Origin of the sequence: Escherichia sp. 93.1518, from assembly GCF_013368915.2 — a bacterium.
In the GTDB taxonomy this organism is placed as follows: domain Bacteria; phylum Pseudomonadota; class Gammaproteobacteria; order Enterobacterales; family Enterobacteriaceae; genus Escherichia; species Escherichia ruysiae.
This window is the reverse complement of the sequence record NZ_JABWMT020000030.1, coordinates 1-17,094: the sequence shown is the minus strand read 5'-3', so window position 1 is coordinate 17,094 and position 17,094 is coordinate 1. Positions and strand designations below refer to the sequence as shown.

Below are 17,094 nucleotides of genomic sequence, written 5' to 3'. Positions count from 1 at the left end.
ATTTTGCCGGATGCGGCGTAAACGTCTTATCCGGCTTATAGAACATAGCAAATTCAATATATTGAAGGCCTGATAAGCATAGCGCATCAGGTAACTATGCATTAGTCATCAGTATGGATGGATTATCGCCCCTGAATGGCTAAATCACCCGGCAGGTTTTTCTGCATCCGGTGCCAAATCTCGCCACTCTCATGCCCATAGCGGCGTACTGTTTCGTAAACCTGGTCGTGGGCGCCTTCACTGCACAACGCAGACAGCTTGTGGTAGAAGCCCAGCGCCAGACTACGCGCTTCCGGATTGGCGAAATAGTGACGACCAATGCGCGTATACAACCCTTTCATTCCGTTAAGGATCAGACCATAAATCGGGTTACCAGAGGCAAACGCCAGACCGCGAAAAATGTTGTAATCCAGATCAGCAAAAGCGTCTGCGTGATCGGCCACTTCATTAGCCGTTGCCAGCACTTCCTGCGCTTTATCAGGATGCTGGCGAAACGCGGTACGAATAAAAATGGTCGAAATATTGGTACGCACTGACAGCAAATTATCTATGAGTTGCGGTACACTTTCGTGATCCAGTCGCGCCAGCGTCTCAAGGATATTCAACCCGGAGGTTTCCCAGAAATTATTCACCTTCGTCGGTTTGCCGTGTTGAATGGTCAGCCAGCCGTCTCGCGCCAGGCGCTGTAACACTTCGCGTAACGTCGTTCTCGTTACACCAATTAATTCCGAAAGTTCACGTTCTGCGGGCAAAATAGTCCCGGGTGGGAAGCGGTTATTCCAGATACTTTCAATAATGTACTCTTCCGCGAAACCCGCCGGGCTTTGCGCCTTAATGACCATAGTGAGATTTCCATAACACAGCAAAACAAAGTTGGACTCATCATACCAGAGGGCTAACAACGCTGATAGCAGACAAAAAGAAGAAAAAAGGGATCAAGGCTTCATTTTCTGTATCTCTTTCCCCTTGACTATCAAGACTTGCCTCGATCCCCCCCGACCGTTAAGCTTTGCGTTCTAACATAAAAACATCATTTATTATTTGTAAGGTAAGGGAAACCATCATGGAGATCTCCTGGGGCCGCGCGTTATGGCGCAATTTTTTGGGTCAGTCACCTGACTGGTACAAACTTGCCCTTATTATTTTCTTAATTGTTAACCCGTTAATTTTCCTCATCAGCCCTTTTGTTGCTGGCTGGCTGCTTGTCGCGGAATTTATTTTCACTCTGGCGATGGCTCTGAAATGCTATCCGCTGCTCCCCGGCGGTCTATTGGCTATCGAAGCTGTCTTCATCGGCATGACCAGTGCGGAACACGTCCGTGAAGAGGTGGCGGCAAATCTTGAAGTCTTACTGTTACTGATGTTTATGGTGGCGGGCATCTATTTTATGAAACAGCTTCTGCTGTTCATATTTACCCGTTTGCTGTTAAGCATTCGCTCCAAAATGCTGCTGTCACTCTCTTTTTGCGTGGCGGCGGCGTTTCTCTCTGCGTTCCTCGATGCCTTAACCGTAGTTGCTGTGGTGATCAGCGTTGCTGTTGGTTTTTATGGTATTTATCACCGCGTAGCTTCTTCCCGCACCGAAGATACCGACCTGCAAGACGACAGCCATATCGACAAGCATTACAAAGTGGTTCTGGAGCAGTTCCGTGGCTTTCTGCGTAGCCTGATGATGCATGCGGGTGTCGGCACTGCATTAGGCGGCGTGATGACCATGGTAGGCGAACCACAGAACCTGATCATTGCCAAAGCTGCTGGCTGGCATTTTGGCGATTTCTTCTTGCGCATGTCACCGGTGACCGTCCCTGTCCTGATTTGCGGTCTGTTAACCTGCCTGCTGGTGGAGAAGCTGCGTTGGTTTGGCTACGGCGAAACGCTGCCGGAAAAAGTCCGCGAAGTGCTGCAACAGTTTGACGATCAAAGCCGCCTCCAGCGTACACGTCAGGATAAAATTCGTCTGATTGTCCAGGCGATTATCGGCGTCTGGCTGGTCACCGCGCTGGCTTTGCATCTGGCAGAGGTCGGCTTGATTGGTTTGTCTGTCATTATTCTGGCGACATCACTGACCGGTGTAACTGATGAACATGCAATCGGCAAAGCCTTCACCGAATCTCTGCCATTCACCGCACTGTTGACGGTCTTTTTCTCGGTAGTGGCGGTGATTATCGACCAACAACTGTTCTCCCCAATTATCCAGTTTGTATTGCAGGCATCAGAACACGCTCAGCTATCGCTGTTTTATATCTTCAACGGTTTGCTGTCTTCAATTTCGGATAACGTCTTTGTAGGGACGATTTATATCAATGAAGCAAAAGCGGCAATGGAGAGCGGTGCTATTAGTATGAAGCAATATGAACTGCTGGCAGTCGCCATTAACACCGGAACCAACCTGCCCTCCGTCGCCACGCCGAACGGACAGGCAGCGTTCTTATTCCTGTTGACCTCAGCACTCGCGCCATTAATACGTCTTTCTTATGGCCGCATGGTGTGGATGGCTCTGCCCTACACTCTCGTACTGACCCTCGTCGGATTACTCTGCGTAGAGTTTACGCTTGCTCCTGTAACTGAATGGTTTATGCAAATGGGGTGGATTGCAACGCTTTGATAACAACTTACCGGGCATATTTATGCCCGGTTTGCCTTTCCGCCCGATAATTGTTCAATTACATCCTATTTTTACTCCCTCCTGGTGGCGCAACGAATGAATTGGTTTAAACTGCGCATTCGATGCATATTGCAGGGAAATTATTATGTTGCGATTTTTGAACCAATGTTCACAAGGCCGGGGGGCGTGGCTGTTAATGGCGTTTACCGCTCTGGCACTGGAACTGACGGCGCTGTGGTTCCAGCATGTGATGTTACTTAAACCTTGCGTGCTCTGTATTTATGAACGCTGTGCGTTATTCGGCATTCTGGGCGCCGCGCTGATTGGCGCTATCGCCCCGAAAACTCCGCTGCGTTATGTGGCGATGATCATCTGGCTGTATAGTGCTTTTCGTGGCGTGCAATTAACTTACGAGCACACCATGCTCCAGCTCTATCCTTCACCGTTTATGACCTGTGATTTCATGGTCCGATTCCCGGACTGGCTGCCGCTGGATAAATGGGTGCCACAAGTGTTTGTCGCCTCTGGTGATTGCGCTGAGCGTCAGTGGGATTTTTTAGGTCTGGATATGCCGCAGTGGCTGCTCGGTATTTTTGTTGCTTACCTGATTGTCGCAGTGCTGGTGGTGATCTCTCAGCCGTTTAAAGCAAAAAAACGTGACCTGTTTGGTCGCTAATCAATTCGGCGCTCCTGCGGGAGCGCCTGTCTGGCTTCATCTTGTCGATAGCTTAATGTTGGATACGGCGTGGACGCCTTGCCCGACCTACGGCATTTCTGGCGGCGTAATCCCGAAGTGGTTCCACGCCCGCACTGTCGCCATACGCCCGCGCGGCGTGCGCTGCAAAAAGCCCTGCTGAATCAAATAAGGTTCCAGCACATCTTCAATGGTTTCACGTTCTTCGCCAATGGCCGCTGCCAGGTTATCCAGGCCTACCGGCCCACCGAAGAATTTATCAATTACCGCCAGCAATAACTTGCGGTCCATATAATCGAAACCTTCCGCATCAACGTTCAGCATATCCAGCGCCTGAGCAGCGATATCTGCCGAGATGGTGCCATCATGCTTCACTTCGGCGAAATCTCGCACACGACGCAGCAGGCGGTTGGCGATACGTGGCGTACCTCGCGCCCGGCGAGCCACTTCCAGCGCGCCATCGTCACTCATCTCAAGCCCCATAAACCGTGCGCTACGACTGACGATATATTGCAGATCAGGCACTTGATAAAACTCAAGACGCTGCACAATACCGAAACGATCTCGTAGGGGGGACGTCAGCGAGCCAGCACGCGTGGTCGCTCCAATAAGGGTGAACGGGGGAAGATCGATTTTAATTGAACGCGCTGCCGGGCCTTCACCAATCATAATATCCAACTGGTAATCTTCCATGGCCGGATACAACACTTCTTCCACCACAGGCGAAAGGCGGTGGATCTCATCAATAAACAACACATCGTGTGGTTCAAGGTTGGTGAGCATCGCCGCCAGATCGCCCGCCTTTTCCAGCACCGGGCCAGAGGTGGTGCGTAAATTGACGCCCATTTCATTAGCGACGATGTTGGCAAGTGTGGTTTTACCCAGACCCGGAGGACCAAAAATCAATAGATGATCAAGGGCATCGCCGCGCAGTTTCGCCGCTTTGATGAAAATTTCCATCTGTGAACGAACCTGCGGCTGACCAACATACTCTTCCAGTAATTTGGGGCGAATGGCGCGATCTACCACATCTTCCGGTAAAGTCGTACCGGCAGAAATCAGACGGTCTGCTTCAATCATCCTTTACCTCATAACGCGGCGCGCAGGGCTTCGCGGATTAATGTTTCACTGCTGGCATCAGGGCGAGCGATTTTGCTCACCATGCGGCTGGCTTCTTGTGGTTTATAGCCCAGCGCCACCAGCGCAGCAACAGCTTCCTGTTCGGCATCGTCGGTTGCTGGGCTTGCCGGTGAGGTCAATACCAGATCGGCAGCCGGTGTGAACAGATCGCCATGCAGACCTTTAAAGCGATCTTTCATTTCAACGATCAGGCGTTCAGCAGTTTTCTTACCAATGCCAGGTAATTTCACCAGTGCACCCAGTTCTTCACGCTCAACGGCATTCACAAACTGCTGCGCTGACATACCCGAGAGGATCGCCAGTGCCAGTTTCGGTCCCACGCCGTTAGTTTTGATCAACTCTTTAAACAACGTGCGCTCTTGTTTATTGTTAAAACCATACAGTAGCTGCGCATCTTCACGCACCACAAAGTGAGTGAAAACAATCGCTTCCTGGCCCGCTTCAGGGAGTTCATAAAAACAGGTCATCGGCATATGCACTTCATAGCCTACGCCGCCCACTTCAAGTAACACCAGCGGGGGTTGTTTTTCCAGAATGATGCCTCTCAGCCTGCCTATCACATGACGCTCCTGCGTAATGAATCAAAGATAATGTTGTATGATAAAAAAATGCTGGATAGATATCCAGCGAAGGATGAAGAAAAATTGCGAGGCGTCTCCATGAACTGAAAAATGACGCAGTATAATTGATCCGCTAAGTCATCTTTAAAATAAATATTGTAATGTTAAATATTTAGAGGATAAATCCACTAAAAAAATAAACCTTTCCGTTCCTGCAAAAAAATATTTTTTATGGTATTACGTATATTCATATTTATTTCAATGGAATGACAAAGTGAAAATTAATTACCCTTCTGAATATGAAATTGGCGATATTGTATTTACATGTATAGGTGCTGCCTTATTTGGTCAAATATCTGCCGCATCAAATTGCTGGAATAATCACGTCGGGATCATTATCGGTCATGACGGCGATGATTTTCTGGTCGCAGAAAGTCGTGTTCCCCTCTCCACCATCACTACACTGTCCCGCTTTATTAAACGCTCTGCTAACCAACGCTATGCAGTAAAGCGATTAGGTATCGGGTTAACAGAACAGCAAAAACAACGGCTGGTAGAACAGGTTCCCTCCCGGCTGCGCAAGCTCTACCATACCGGTTTTAAATACGAATCTTCCCGCCAGTTCTGTTCAAAATTCGTTTTTGATATTTATAAAGAGGCGCTATGTATCCCGGTGGGTGAAATAGAGACATTTGGAGAACTGTTAAACAGCAATCCGAATGCAAAGCTTACTTTCTGGAAATTCTGGTTTTTAGGTTCGATTCCGTGGGCGCGTAAAACCGTCACGCCAGCGAGTTTGTGGCATCATCCGGGTCTGGTGTTGATTCATGCAGAGGGAGTAGAAACACCTCAGCCAGAATTGACTGAGGCGGTATAACTTAACGCAGTCGCCCGCGAGCCAGGTTCAGCCTCGATTCGCTCATCTGCATCGCATTCTGGCTGACATGGCAGTGGGTGATGGCAATCGCCAGCGCATCGGCGGCGTCCGCCTGTGGGTTAGCGGGTAGTTTTAGCAAGGTGCGCACCATATGTTGCACCTGGCTTTTTTCAGCACTACCAATACCTACCACCGTTTGTTTGACCTGACGGGCAGCATATTCAAACACCGGCAATTCCTGATTAACCGCTGCCACAATCGCCACGCCGCGTGCCTGCCCCAGTTTCAGGGCAGAGTCGGCATTCTTCGCCATAAAGACTTGTTCGATTGCGAAATAATCGGGCTGGAACTGGGTGATGATTTCCGTCACGCCCGCATAGATGAGCTTCAGACGAGACGGTAAATCATCCACTTTGGTGCGTATGCATCCACTGCCCAGGTAGGACAGTTGCCTGCCCACCTGACGGATAACGCCGTAGCCGGTAACGCGCGAACCCGGGTCAATACCGAGAATAATAGACATCACGCGTCTCCGTTTTGTTGGTTAGCCGGCCTCATCAGAGGGTCGCAGCAACCTCATCAGAGATCTCACCGTTATGGTAAACTTCCTGCACGTCGTCACAGTCTTCCAGCATATCGATCAGACGCATCAGTTTCGGTGCAGTTTCTGCATCCATATCGGCTTTGGTTGACGGGATCATGGAAACTTCTGCGCTGTCTGCTTTCAGACCAGCCGCTTCCAGAGCATCACGTACTTTACCCATCTCTTCCCACGCAGTGTAGACGTCGATTGCGCCGTCATCATAGGTCACAACGTCTTCTGCACCTGCTTCCAGCGCCGCTTCCATGATGGTGTCTTCATCACCTTTCTCAAAGGAAATCACACCTTTTTTGCTGAAAAGATAGGCTACGGAACCGTCAGTACCAAGGTTGCCGCCACATTTGCTGAATGCGTGACGCACTTCAGCAACAGTACGGTTACGGTTGTCAGACAGACATTCAATCATTATTGCAGTGCCGCCAGGACCGTAACCTTCGTAGATGATGGTTTCCATGTTCGCATCATCATCACCGCCTACACCACGTGCAATTGCGCGGTTCAGGGTGTCACGAGTCATGTTGTTAGACAGTGCTTTATCAATGGCTGCACGCAGACGCGGGTTAGCATCCGGATCGCCGCCGCCCAGTTTAGCTGCGGTCACCAGCTCACGAATGATTTTAGTGAAGATTTTACCGCGCTTAGCATCCTGCGCAGCTTTACGATGTCTGGTGTTGGCCCATTTACTATGACCTGCCATAAAAATATCTCCAGATAGCCCTGCCTGTTCAGGCAGCGTTAATTACAAACTGTTCAATCGCCTGCCGGTTGCTCCATGACTTAGTGAGCGCCGCTGCAGCGGGCGCATCAAGCCACTTGTAGGCCAGATGTTCAGTAAAAACAATCTGACGTTCGTGGGGGAGCGCAAGGCAGAACCATGATTCTGTATTGCGCGTCACGCCCGGCGCATAGCGATGACGTAAATGTGAAAAAATTTCAAACTCTACCGTGCGCTGACAGTCAATTAAGGTCAGTTGTTCAGCGACAACATCTATAGTGACCTCTTCCTTTACTTCGCGCATGGCAGCTTGCGGCGCGGTTTCACCCTCTTCCACGCTGCCGGTTACCGACTGCCAGAAATCGGGATCGTCACGCCGCTGCAACATCAGCACCCGTTTCGTATCTTGTGCATAGATGACCACTAAGATCGAAACGGGACGCTTATAAGTCATATCAATTATTCTCAGCCTTCTTTACAACCTGAATGCTCAGCTCAGCCAGAGCAGTCGGGTTGGCAAAGCTCGGAGCTTCAGTCATCAGACACGCTGCCGCCGTGGTTTTCGGGAAGGCGATAACGTCACGGATGTTGTCGGTGCCAGTCAGCAGCATGGTCAGACGGTCAAGGCCAAATGCCAGACCTGCGTGCGGCGGAGTACCGAATTTCAGGGCGTCGAGCAGGAAGCCGAATTTCTCGCGCTGTTCCTCTTCGTTGATTCCCAGAATACCAAACACCGTCTGCTGCATATCACCATTATGGATACGCACAGAGCCACCGCCTACTTCGTAACCATTGATGACCATATCATAAGCGTTCGCCACCGCATTTTCCGGCGCCGCTTTCAGCTCGGCAGCAGTCATGTCTTTCGGTGCGGTGAACGGATGGTGCATCGCGGTCAGGCCGCCTTCGCCGTCGTCTTCAAACATCGGGAAGTCGATAACCCACAGCGGTGCCCATTTGCTTTCGTCAGTCAGACCAAGGTCTTTACCCACTTTCAGACGCAGTGCGCCCATCGCGTCGGCAACAATTTTCTTGTTGTCGGCACCGAAGAAAATCATATCGCCATCTTGCGCGGCAGTACGATCCAGGATGGCTTCGATGATTTCAGCGTTGAGGAACTTCGCTACCGGGCTGTTGATACCTTCCAGACCTTTCGCGCGTTCGTTGACTTTGATGTAAGCCAGACCTTTCGCGCCGTAGATTTTGACGAAGTTACCGTATTCATCGATCTGCTTACGGGTCAGCGATGCACCGCCCGGAACACGCAGAGCAGCGACGCGGCCTTTCGGATCGTTCGCCGGACCCGCGAATACCGCAAATTCAACAGATTTCAGCAGGTCTGCAACGTCGGTCAGTTCCATCGGGTTACGCAGATCCGGTTTATCGGAACCGTAACGGCGTTCGGCTTCCGCAAAGGTCATTACCGGGAAATCGCCCAAATCCACGCCTTTCACTTCCAGCCACAGATGACGCACCAGGGCTTCCATCACTTCACGCACTTGCGGCGCGGTCATGAAAGAGGTTTCCACATCGATCTGGGTAAATTCTGGCTGACGGTCAGCACGCAGGTCTTCGTCACGGAAGCATTTTACAATCTGATAATAACGGTCGAAACCGGACATCATCAGCAACTGTTTGAACAACTGCGGCGATTGCGGCAGCGCATAGAATTTACCTTTATGCACACGAGAAGGCACCAGGTAGTCACGCGCACCTTCCGGCGTCGCTTTGGTCAGCATCGGGGTTTCGATGTCGAGGAAGCCATGGTCATCCATAAAACGGCGCACCAGGCTGGTGATTTTTGCGCGGGTTTTCAGGCGCTGAGCCATTTCCGGGCGACGCAGATCAAGATAGCGGTATTTCAGACGCGCTTCTTCGGTGTTGACGTGGTTAGAGTCCAGCGGCAGAACGTCTGCGCGGTTGATGATGGTCAGCGAGGACGCCAGCACTTCGATTTCGCCGGTCGCCATATCGCGATTGATATTTTTTTCGTCACGCGCACGTACGGTGCCCGTTACCTGAATGCAGAACTCATTACGCAGTTCAGAGGCCAGCTTTAACGCGTCCGCACGATCCGGATCGAAAAATACCTGCACGATACCTTCGCGGTCGCGCATATCGATGAAGATCAGGCTACCAAGATCACGACGACGGTTGACCCAACCACACAGAGTCACCTGCTGCCCCACGTGGGACAAACGGAGCTGTCCACAATATTCTGTACGCATGAGATATCCCTTAACTTAGCTGCCGGCGGACGTCCCCTGCTGCGCAGGTGACCTAAGTCGCAGCGTTAGCTGTATGTCACAACTGAATGAAAAAAGGCGGCTATTATACTGGAAATTCTGCCGCACCGTAAGAGTCTGGCCCGCTCTGGAACGACTCGTTACCACTTTATATCAGGCCTGAAATTAGACTCTACCCTTGTTTGCTATAAAGGTGTTGCCTGAGCACATAAAAATTAACAAAATTTGTCGTTCTGCCATCGGCTAATCGCATTAAGGTGAGAGGCTCGATTTTGTTTTATCTGGAGTCATCATGCTTGAACTGAATGCTAAAACCACTGCGCTGGTGGTGATTGATTTACAAGAAGGCATCTTACCGTTTGCCGGTGGTCCGCACACTGCTGAAGATGTCGTTAATCGCGCCGGGAAGCTGGCAGCGAAATTTCGAGCTAACGGACAGCCTGTGTTTCTGGTGCGCGTCGGCTGGTCTGCCGATTACGCCGAAGCATTAAAACAGCCTGTTGATGCACCCTCACCTGCCAGAACGTTGCCGGAAAACTGGTGGCAACATCCTGCGGCGTTAGGTGCAACCGACAGCGATATCGAAATCATCAAGCGTCAATGGGGTGCGTTTTACGGTACGGATCTGGAGTTACAATTACGCCGTCGTGGCATTGACACCATCGTCTTATGTGGGATCTCAACCAATATTGGCGTCGAATCAACCGCCCGCAATGCCTGGGAACTCGGCTTTAATCTGGTGATAGCCGAAGACGCCTGCAGTGCAGCCAGCACCGAACAGCACAATAACAGCATCAACCATATCTACCCGCGCATTGCCCGCGTGCGTCGCGTGGAAGAGATCCTCAACGCATTATGATTTACATCGGTCTGCCGCAATGGTCGCATCCCAAATGGGTGCGGTTGGGGATCTCCAGCCTGGAAGAGTACGCCCGCCATTTTAACTGCGTGGAGGGCAACACCACACTTTATGCTCTGCCAAAGCCGGAAGTTGTTCTGCGCTGGCGCGAGCAGACCACCGATGATTTTCGTTTTTGCTTTAAGTTTCCGGCGACTATTTCGCATCAGGCAGCATTACGGCATTGCGATGATTTAGTGACTGAATTTTTGACCCGCATGTCACCGTTAGCGCCGCGCATTGGACAATACTGGCTGCAACTGCCCGCCACGTTTGGTCCACGGGAGCTGCCAGCTCTTTGGCACTTTCTTGATTCTCTTCCTGACGAATTTACCTATGGTGTGGAAGTCCGCCATCCGCAGTTTTTCACCAAAGGCGAGGAAGAACAAACGCTTAATCGCGGTTTGCATCAGCGTGGCGTTAATCGGGTGATTTTAGACAGCCGTCCGGTTCATGCAGCACGTCCACATAGTGAAGCCATTCGCGACGCGCAGCGGAAAAAACCGAAAGTTCCGGTACATGCCGTGTTGACGGCGACGAATCCGCTGATCCGTTTTATCGGTTGCGATGATATGACACAAAACCAGGAATTATTTCAGGTCTGGTTACAAAAATTAGCGCAATGGCAACAGACCACCACGCCTTATCTTTTCCTGCATACACCAGATATCGCCCAGGCACCGGAACTGGTACATACTCTGTGGGAAGACTTGCGTAAAACACTCCCAGAGATCGGAGCAGTTCCGGCTATTCCACAGCAATCTTCTCTTTTCTGAAATTGCCACCTATCATAGACAAGTGCCATCGGCCATTTTAAAGGGAGTTTGTATGGTAAGCGCGCTGTATGCCGTTTTAGGTGCGTTGTTATTAATGAAGTTCTCTTTTGATGTTGTTCGCCTGCGAATGCAATATCGCGTTGCCTATGGCGACGGCGGTTTTAGCGAACTGCAAAGCGCCATTCGCATTCACGGTAACGCGGTGGAATATATTCCCATCGCGATTGTGTTGATGCTGTTTATGGAAATGAATGGCGCAGAAACCTGGATGGTGCATATTTGCGGCATCATTCTGCTTGCTGGTCGTCTGATGCATTATTACGGTTTTCATCACCGTCTGTTTCGCTGGCGACGTTCCGGCATGAGCGCCACCTGGTGTGCGCTGTTGCTGATGGTGCTGGCGAATCTTTGGTATATGCCCTGGGAGTTGGTTTTCTCCCTGCGTTAGCGCACAATACGCCACTTTCTTTTTCCCGGATTTTTACGTTATGTCTCACCGCGACACGCTATTTTCTGCCCCTATCGCCAGTCTGGGTGACTGGACCTTTGATGAACGGGTAGCCGAAGTCTTCCCGGATATGATCCAGCGTTCCGTTCCTGGCTATTCCAATATTATTTCAATGATTGGGATGCTGGCTGAACGCTTTGTACAACCAGGTACGCAGGTCTACGATTTGGGCTGTTCTTTGGGCGCCGCGACGCTCTCGGTGCGTCGCAACATTCATCATGATAATTGCAAAATTATTGCCATCGACAACTCTCCAGCGATGATCGAACGCTGCCGTCGCCATATCGATGCATACAAAGCGCCGACACCTGTAGACGTGATCGAGGGTGACATTCGCGATATCGCTATTGAAAACGCGTCAATGGTGGTACTGAATTTTACCCTGCAATTCCTGGAACCTTCTGAACGTCAGGCATTACTGGATAAAATTTATCAGGGGCTGAATCCTGGCGGCGCGCTGGTGCTTTCGGAAAAATTCAGTTTCGAAGATGCCAAAGTTGGTGAACTGCTGTTCAACATGCACCACGACTTTAAACGAGCCAACGGTTACAGCGAGCTGGAAATCAGCCAGAAGCGCAGCATGTTAGAAAACGTAATGTTGACTGATTCCGTTGAAACCCACAAAGCGCGTCTGCATCAAGCCGGGTTTGAACATAGCGAGCTATGGTTCCAGTGCTTTAACTTTGGTTCGCTGGTGGCATTAAAAGCAGAGGACGCTGCATGATCGACTTTGGTAACTTTTATTCTCTGATTGCCAAAAATCACCTTTCGCACTGGCTGGAAACACTGCCCGCGCAGATTGCCAACTGGCAGCGTGAACAGCAGCACGGTCTGTTTAAACAGTGGTCCAATGCGGTGGAATTTCTGCCTGAAATTAAACCGTATCGTCTTGATTTACTGCATAGCGTGACGGCAGAAAGCGAAGAGCCACTGAGTGCCGGGCAAATTAAACGCATCGAAACCCTGATGCGCAACCTGATGCCGTGGCGCAAAGGGCCTTTCTCGCTGTATGGCGTTAACATTGATACCGAATGGCGTTCCGACTGGAAGTGGGATCGTGTTCTGCCCCATCTCTCTGATTTGACCGGGCGCACGATCCTCGATGTCGGCTGCGGCAGCGGTTATCACATGTGGCGCATGATTGGCGCGGGCGCACATCTGGCGGTGGGTATCGACCCTACGCAACTGTTTCTGTGCCAGTTTGAAGCGGTGCGTAAACTACTGGGTAACGATCAGCGCGCACATTTGTTACCGTTAGGTATTGAACAACTTCCGGCACTGAAAGCCTTTGATACCGTCTTTTCGATGGGCGTGCTTTACCATCGCCGTTCGCCGCTGGAGCATCTCTGGCAGTTGAAAGATCAGCTGGTGAATGAAGGTGAACTGGTACTGGAAACGCTGGTTATTGATGGCGACGAAAACACCGTGCTGGTGCCGGGCGACCGTTACGCGCAAATGCGTAATGTCTACTTTATTCCTTCCGCGCTGGCGCTGAAAAACTGGCTGAAAAAGTGTGGTTTTGTTGATATCCGCATTGTGGACGTGAGTGTCACCACAACAGAAGAGCAGCGACGCACCGAATGGATGGTTACCGAGTCTCTGTCCGATTTCCTCGACCCGCATGATCCGAGTAAAACGGTAGAAGGATATCCTGCGCCTAAACGCGCGGTGCTGATTGCGCGTAAGCCGTAAAAATTTAGCGCCCATTTCCGGGCGCTATTTATTTCTTACGCCTGAATGGCTGGCTGATCAAACGCCGTTAACTTCGGCGCATTGCCCGTGTATTTTTCGATATACACCAGAGAGGTGTTACCGGCACAAGCATTCGCCAGCTGCGAGCTGGGGATATCCGCCGTTAACACGTTCGCACTGCCGTTTTTACATAAGCCATTTTCCAGATCTGGCCATGCACCTTCATGCACGCATACCACGCCTTTTTTGATCCCGTCAGTCACCACGGCTCCAGTCAGGATCTGACCGCGTTTGTTCCAGACGCGTACCAGATCGCCGTTCGCAATGCCAAAACGAGCAGCATCTTCGGTGTGAATGGTGATCGGCTCACGATCGGCAACCGCATATTTTTTACGCAGCTCCGCATAGTTAAGCTGACTGTGTAAACGGTGTGCCGGATGCGCGGTCAGAAGCTGCAACTGCTTCTCGTCGGCGGTGCCTTTCCACTCATCAGGTGCAAGCCAGGTTGGGTGCGCCGGGCAATCCTTATAAGCAAATTTTTCCAGCGTTTTGGAATAGATCTCAATTTTGCCGCTTGGCGTACCCAGCGCGTTTTTCACCGGATCGGCGCGGAAATCGCCATAGCGAACATATTGCTCGTTCTTCTCGCTGCGGCGCATTTCGAGCAGTTTATTTTGCAACCAGAAGATATTAAACACTGGCATGGTAACACGCTGCGCACGGGCGCTTTTCTGAGCGGCATCATAAAAGAATTTCAGCCACGCCATTTCATCTTTACCTTCGGTATAGATCTCTTTTCCGCCAGGTTTCAGTAATTCAGCAAGGTCGGCAAACACGTCAAAATCGTTACGTGCTTCAAACTGCGGCGCAACCACTTGCTTCATCGGTACGATGTGCTGGTTGCTGTAGTCGCCGGTCATCGTCAGGTCATTGCGCTCAAACGATGTGGTGATCGGTAATACGATATCCGCGTGTTTAGCTGCTGCCGTCCAGTAGCATTCAGAAACGACGATCAGCTCTGGTTTCTGCCAGGCTTTTATCAGACGATTGGTATCCTGGTGATGGGTGAAATTACCGCCGCCAGCCCACCAGATCATTTTGATATTTGGGTAAGTTTGTTCTTTACCATTGTGCTGATATTTGCCGCCAGGATTTTCCAGCGCATCGACAATACGGGCGACAGGGATCGCCGTCATTCCGCCATCATCAGCGGACTCACTGGCCTGTCCGGCAACCGCCGCAGACATTTCCGGCAGTACGCCGCCAACGCGTGTTGGGTTGCCACCGTTGGAGTAATGATAAGAGAAACCAAAGCCGCCGCCCGGCGTACCAATCTGTCCTAACATCGCCGCCAGGGTCACCAGCATCCAGTGTTTCTGTTCACCATATTGCTGGCGCTGAATTCCCCAACCTGCCATCAGCATCGTGCGATTCGCCGCCATCAGTTCGGCAAGTTTGACTATCTGCGCCTCCGGCACACCGGTAATTTCCGCCGCCCAGGCCGCGCTCTTCGGCGAATTGTCTTTCTTGCCGGTCAGATACTCTTCAAATTGCGGATAGCCGGTGGTGTATTTTTCAAGGAACGCTTTATCGTGTTTGCCTTGTGTCATCAGGGTGTGCGCAACCCCTAACATCAGCGCCACGTCTGTGCCCATATTCGGCGCGATCCAGGTGGCGTTATCGCCAAAGAACTCGATCGTTTCGGAGCGGATAGGATCAATGGCAATCACCGGTTTGCCGGATTTCTTCAGTTGATGGAAGTACTCCAGCCCCTGCTCATCGGTACTGCTCCAGGCAATTTTTAAGGTATTCAGCGGGTTCATCCCCCACAACACCACCACCTGGCTGTTTTCCAGAATTAGCGGCCAGGAGGTCTGCTGTTCATAAACCTCTACGGAACCGACAACGTGCGGCATGATCACCTGCGCAGCCCCGGTCGAGTAATCGCCGCTATGTCCTGAATAACCGCCCGCCAGATTCATATAACGTTGCAGTAAAGTTTGCGCTTTATGCAACACGCCAGAAGAACGCCAACCGTAAGATCCGGCAAAAATAGCAGATGGTCCATTGGCCTTGCGGATGCGCTCGTGTTGTTCATGAATCAGTTTTAATGCCTGTTCCCAGCTCACCTGAACGTAACTGTCGTCGCCGCGACCTTTCGCCGGTTGCAGTGGATTGTCGAGATAGCTTTTTCTCACCATCGGATGCTGAATACGCGCCGTGGTATGCACCTGATCCGCCGCCGTAGATTGCAAAGAGTTCGGGATGGTCTTCGCCAGCGCGCCTGTAGAAGAAACAATTTTACCGTCCTTCACTTCTACGTTCATCGCCCCCCAACGGCCTGCGGTAAGAATTTTACCGCCCTTCTCTTCTGCCCAGGCAGGTAACGGTACAGCCGATGTCACCACCAGCGCCCCTGCCGCAATACCGCTATGTTTAATAAACTCACGTCTTGTTAATGTCATAACTTCCTCCCTGATCAACGAAGATCACTGTTTCTCGGTAATATCTTTAGCGTTGTACTGGAAGTACCGCGTCAAAATATCCAGTTCGTTTTCGCTCATGCTGGTTCGCGCCCCCATCCCTTTGGCAATGGACGGCCAGGCATTGACGGTGTAATGGTCGGCGGCAATAGGCGCATGGCAACCAGCGCAATAGGTGTCGTCAAGTTTTTCAGCGTATTGCCATAGCGGTTTACGGTCCGCTAATACGGGATCGGTAAGCGTCCCCTGTAATGACGCCTGACGCCATTGATTACCGTATTCGTCAGCTTTCCATTCCCCGTTTATCGTTAGCGCCTTGATACCTTCTTCGCTTAGTGTGGCTAACGCCAGCCGTTGACCTGCCGCCAGGTAGAGCGTGTTTTCACTGCCCTGCATTTGATAACCCTGCAACAGAACGATCGGCTGTTTGCCACTGGCATCAACGACGGTGAGATCGGTACCAGGATTCACAGTAGCCAGTTCACCTATGCGAGAAGTTTTGAAAGGATAAATATGTGCGCCATTAGTAACTGAAGTAGCGGCCTGACTTTCCAGTTCATGCTCCGCCTTGTCATCCATTTTTATTTCAGGCGGAAAATGGGCAATGCCTTTATGACAATCGATACAGGTTTCGCCATCCTTTTGCGCTTTGTTGTGCATTTTCTGCGCAGCTTCACTTTGCGAAGCAATATCCATGGCATCAAAAGAATGGCAACTACGGCACGTTGCAGAGTCTGAGGCCTTTAATTCTTTCCACACTGTTTCGGCCATTTCCTGACGATGGGATTCGAACTTATCGTCGCTGTCTATTTTGCTGCTAACAAATTCATGATAAATATCTTTAGATGCCTTTAATTTAGCAAATAAATAATCCATTCCTGACTTTGGAATATGGCAATCGGCACATTCAGCACGAATACCTTTTTGATTAGAAAAATGGACAGTCCCCTGATATTCCTCAAACGGTTTGCTCATTGAGTGGCAGGAAAGACAAAATGCCGTTTCCGACGTTTTATGCAACGTTTTTTGCGCCAGCAATAACCCACCGCCACCCACCACTACTGCCATGAGCAGAAAAAATAACCAAATGCGTTTTTTCCCTCGCATAGATTCCTCTAATTAAATTCCAGTACACCGAACTAGTTGTATAAATAAATACACAACGAATTAATAACTCACTAAATTCGGCACAACACTGCCTGAAATAATCGACAAAGAATATGATTTATTGCAATTTAACCATTAATTATTAAAGAAGAAAGCAGTCGTTATTTTTAATATATATTTGGTGGTTTTAAT

The 17,094-nt window shown here is 50.5% G+C and carries 17 protein-coding genes; 8 read left to right on the top strand and 9 right to left on the bottom strand.

What is annotated here, in order from left to right; all coding sequences use genetic code 11:
* Positions 1–122: 122 nt before the first annotated feature.
* Positions 123–842, bottom strand: coding sequence for a fatty acid metabolism transcriptional regulator FadR (fadR, locus tag HEN21_RS18485; RefSeq protein ID WP_010350948.1), 720 nt, complete (start codon positions 840–842; stop codon positions 123–125).
* 221 nt (positions 843–1,063) lie between these two features.
* Here fadR and nhaB point away from each other — a divergent pair, with 221 nt between their 5' ends.
* Both nhaB and dsbB read left to right on the top strand, forming a co-directional pair.
* Positions 1,064–2,605 (top strand): Na(+)/H(+) antiporter NhaB, encoded by a 1,542-nt coding sequence (gene nhaB / locus HEN21_RS18480; RefSeq protein WP_000406399.1) that lies wholly within the window; start codon positions 1,064–1,066, stop codon positions 2,603–2,605.
* Positions 2,606–2,750: 145 nt separating this feature from the next.
* A complete protein-coding gene (dsbB, locus tag HEN21_RS18475; RefSeq protein WP_000943445.1) occupies positions 2,751–3,281 on the top strand; it encodes a disulfide bond formation protein DsbB in 531 nt (176 codons plus the stop codon).
* 87 nt (positions 3,282–3,368) lie between these two features.
* On the opposite strand, the gene ruvB is transcribed toward dsbB, so the two are convergent.
* A complete protein-coding gene (ruvB, locus tag HEN21_RS18470; RefSeq protein WP_000568526.1) occupies positions 3,369–4,379 on the bottom strand; it encodes a Holliday junction branch migration DNA helicase RuvB in 1,011 nt (336 codons plus the stop codon).
* 8 nt (positions 4,380–4,387) lie between these two features.
* The gene (ruvA, locus tag HEN21_RS18465; protein ID WP_000580341.1) at positions 4,388–4,999 is read right to left on the bottom strand and encodes a Holliday junction branch migration protein RuvA; all 612 of its coding nucleotides are present in this window, start codon (positions 4,997–4,999) and stop codon (positions 4,388–4,390) included.
* Positions 5,000–5,273: 274 nt separating this feature from the next.
* Between ruvA and HEN21_RS18460 the strand changes: the two genes are divergently transcribed.
* Positions 5,274–5,876: a YebB family permuted papain-like enzyme gene (locus HEN21_RS18460; protein WP_000701079.1), complete on the top strand. Its 603-nt coding sequence runs from the start codon at positions 5,274–5,276 to the stop codon at positions 5,874–5,876.
* Position 5,877: 1 nt separating this feature from the next.
* Here HEN21_RS18460 and ruvC read toward each other — a convergent pair whose 3' ends face one another.
* Genes ruvC through aspS form a run of 4 tightly spaced genes read right to left on the bottom strand, consistent with a single transcriptional unit; the run spans position 5,878 to position 9,420 of the window.
* Entirely contained in the window at positions 5,878–6,399 is a 522-nt protein-coding gene (gene ruvC, locus HEN21_RS18455; RefSeq protein WP_010350951.1) for a crossover junction endodeoxyribonuclease RuvC, read from the bottom strand.
* Between the two features lie 34 nt (positions 6,400–6,433).
* Positions 6,434–7,174, bottom strand: coding sequence for a YebC/PmpR family DNA-binding transcriptional regulator (locus HEN21_RS18450; RefSeq protein WP_000907234.1), 741 nt, complete (start codon positions 7,172–7,174; stop codon positions 6,434–6,436).
* 28 nt (positions 7,175–7,202) lie between these two features.
* Positions 7,203–7,655, bottom strand: a complete 453-nt coding sequence (nudB, locus tag HEN21_RS18445; RefSeq protein ID WP_077629253.1) for a dihydroneopterin triphosphate diphosphatase — start codon at positions 7,653–7,655, stop codon at positions 7,203–7,205.
* Positions 7,648–9,420, bottom strand: coding sequence for an aspartate--tRNA ligase (gene aspS, locus HEN21_RS18440; RefSeq protein ID WP_176251892.1), 1,773 nt, complete (start codon positions 9,418–9,420; stop codon positions 7,648–7,650). Before aspS ends, nudB begins: the two co-directional genes overlap by 8 nt.
* Before the next feature lie 310 nt (positions 9,421–9,730).
* Here aspS and HEN21_RS18435 point away from each other — a divergent pair, with 310 nt between their 5' ends.
* The 5 genes from HEN21_RS18435 to cmoB are packed head-to-tail and all read left to right on the top strand — an operon-like array spanning position 9,731 to position 13,312.
* Positions 9,731–10,297: a hydrolase gene (locus HEN21_RS18435; RefSeq protein ID WP_000891640.1), complete on the top strand. Its 567-nt coding sequence runs from the start codon at positions 9,731–9,733 to the stop codon at positions 10,295–10,297.
* Positions 10,294–11,112 carry a DUF72 domain-containing protein gene (locus HEN21_RS18430; protein WP_176251893.1) on the top strand — a complete coding sequence of 273 codons (819 nt, stop codon included), beginning with the start codon at positions 10,294–10,296 and terminating at the stop codon, positions 11,110–11,112. Before HEN21_RS18435 ends, HEN21_RS18430 begins: the two co-directional genes overlap by 4 nt.
* 52 nt (positions 11,113–11,164) lie before the next feature.
* Positions 11,165–11,560, top strand: coding sequence for an MAPEG family protein (locus HEN21_RS18425; RefSeq protein ID WP_002462319.1), 396 nt, complete (start codon positions 11,165–11,167; stop codon positions 11,558–11,560).
* 40 nt (positions 11,561–11,600) lie between these two features.
* Complete coding sequence (gene cmoA, locus HEN21_RS18420; RefSeq protein ID WP_000019621.1) at positions 11,601–12,344, top strand: carboxy-S-adenosyl-L-methionine synthase CmoA; 744 nt, start codon at positions 11,601–11,603, stop codon at positions 12,342–12,344.
* Positions 12,341–13,312 (top strand): tRNA 5-methoxyuridine(34)/uridine 5-oxyacetic acid(34) synthase CmoB, encoded by a 972-nt coding sequence (gene cmoB, locus HEN21_RS18415; RefSeq protein ID WP_000564734.1) that lies wholly within the window; start codon positions 12,341–12,343, stop codon positions 13,310–13,312. The genes cmoA and cmoB overlap by 4 nt, the downstream gene beginning before the upstream one ends.
* Positions 13,313–13,347: 35 nt before the next feature.
* Here the strand turns inward: cmoB and torZ are convergent, their stop codons facing one another.
* Positions 13,348–15,777 carry a trimethylamine N-oxide reductase TorZ gene (gene torZ, locus HEN21_RS18410; RefSeq protein ID WP_000176862.1) on the bottom strand — a complete coding sequence of 810 codons (2,430 nt, stop codon included), beginning with the start codon at positions 15,775–15,777 and terminating at the stop codon, positions 13,348–13,350.
* A 24-nt stretch (positions 15,778–15,801) separates the two neighbouring features.
* Positions 15,802–16,902 carry a NapC/NirT family cytochrome c gene (locus HEN21_RS18405; RefSeq protein WP_176251894.1) on the bottom strand — a complete coding sequence of 367 codons (1,101 nt, stop codon included), beginning with the start codon at positions 16,900–16,902 and terminating at the stop codon, positions 15,802–15,804.
* Positions 16,903–17,094 lie beyond the last annotated feature (192 nt).

Excerpts from the sequence above, each read along its gene's own strand:
- fadR (WP_010350948.1), bottom strand. The coding sequence starts at position 842 with ATGGTCATTAAGGCGCAAAGCCCGGCGGGTTTCGCGGAAGAGTACATT.
- nhaB (WP_000406399.1), top strand. The coding sequence starts at position 1,064 with ATGGAGATCTCCTGGGGCCGCGCGTTATGGCGCAATTTTTTGGGTCAG.
- dsbB (WP_000943445.1), top strand. The coding sequence starts at position 2,751 with ATGTTGCGATTTTTGAACCAATGTTCACAAGGCCGGGGGGCGTGGCTG.
- ruvB (WP_000568526.1), bottom strand. The coding sequence starts at position 4,379 with ATGATTGAAGCAGACCGTCTGATTTCTGCCGGTACGACTTTACCGGAA.
- ruvC (WP_010350951.1), bottom strand. The coding sequence starts at position 6,399 with ATGTCTATTATTCTCGGTATTGACCCGGGTTCGCGCGTTACCGGCTAC.
- HEN21_RS18450 (WP_000907234.1), bottom strand. The coding sequence starts at position 7,174 with ATGGCAGGTCATAGTAAATGGGCCAACACCAGACATCGTAAAGCTGCG.
- aspS (WP_176251892.1), bottom strand. The coding sequence starts at position 9,420 with ATGCGTACAGAATATTGTGGACAGCTCCGTTTGTCCCACGTGGGGCAG.
- HEN21_RS18435 (WP_000891640.1), top strand. The coding sequence starts at position 9,731 with ATGCTTGAACTGAATGCTAAAACCACTGCGCTGGTGGTGATTGATTTA.
- HEN21_RS18430 (WP_176251893.1), top strand. The coding sequence starts at position 10,294 with ATGATTTACATCGGTCTGCCGCAATGGTCGCATCCCAAATGGGTGCGG.
- HEN21_RS18425 (WP_002462319.1), top strand. The coding sequence starts at position 11,165 with ATGGTAAGCGCGCTGTATGCCGTTTTAGGTGCGTTGTTATTAATGAAG.
- cmoA (WP_000019621.1), top strand. The coding sequence starts at position 11,601 with ATGTCTCACCGCGACACGCTATTTTCTGCCCCTATCGCCAGTCTGGGT.
- cmoB (WP_000564734.1), top strand. The coding sequence starts at position 12,341 with ATGATCGACTTTGGTAACTTTTATTCTCTGATTGCCAAAAATCACCTT.
- torZ (WP_000176862.1), bottom strand. The coding sequence starts at position 15,777 with ATGACATTAACAAGACGTGAGTTTATTAAACATAGCGGTATTGCGGCA.
- HEN21_RS18405 (WP_176251894.1), bottom strand. The coding sequence starts at position 16,902 with ATGCGAGGGAAAAAACGCATTTGGTTATTTTTTCTGCTCATGGCAGTA.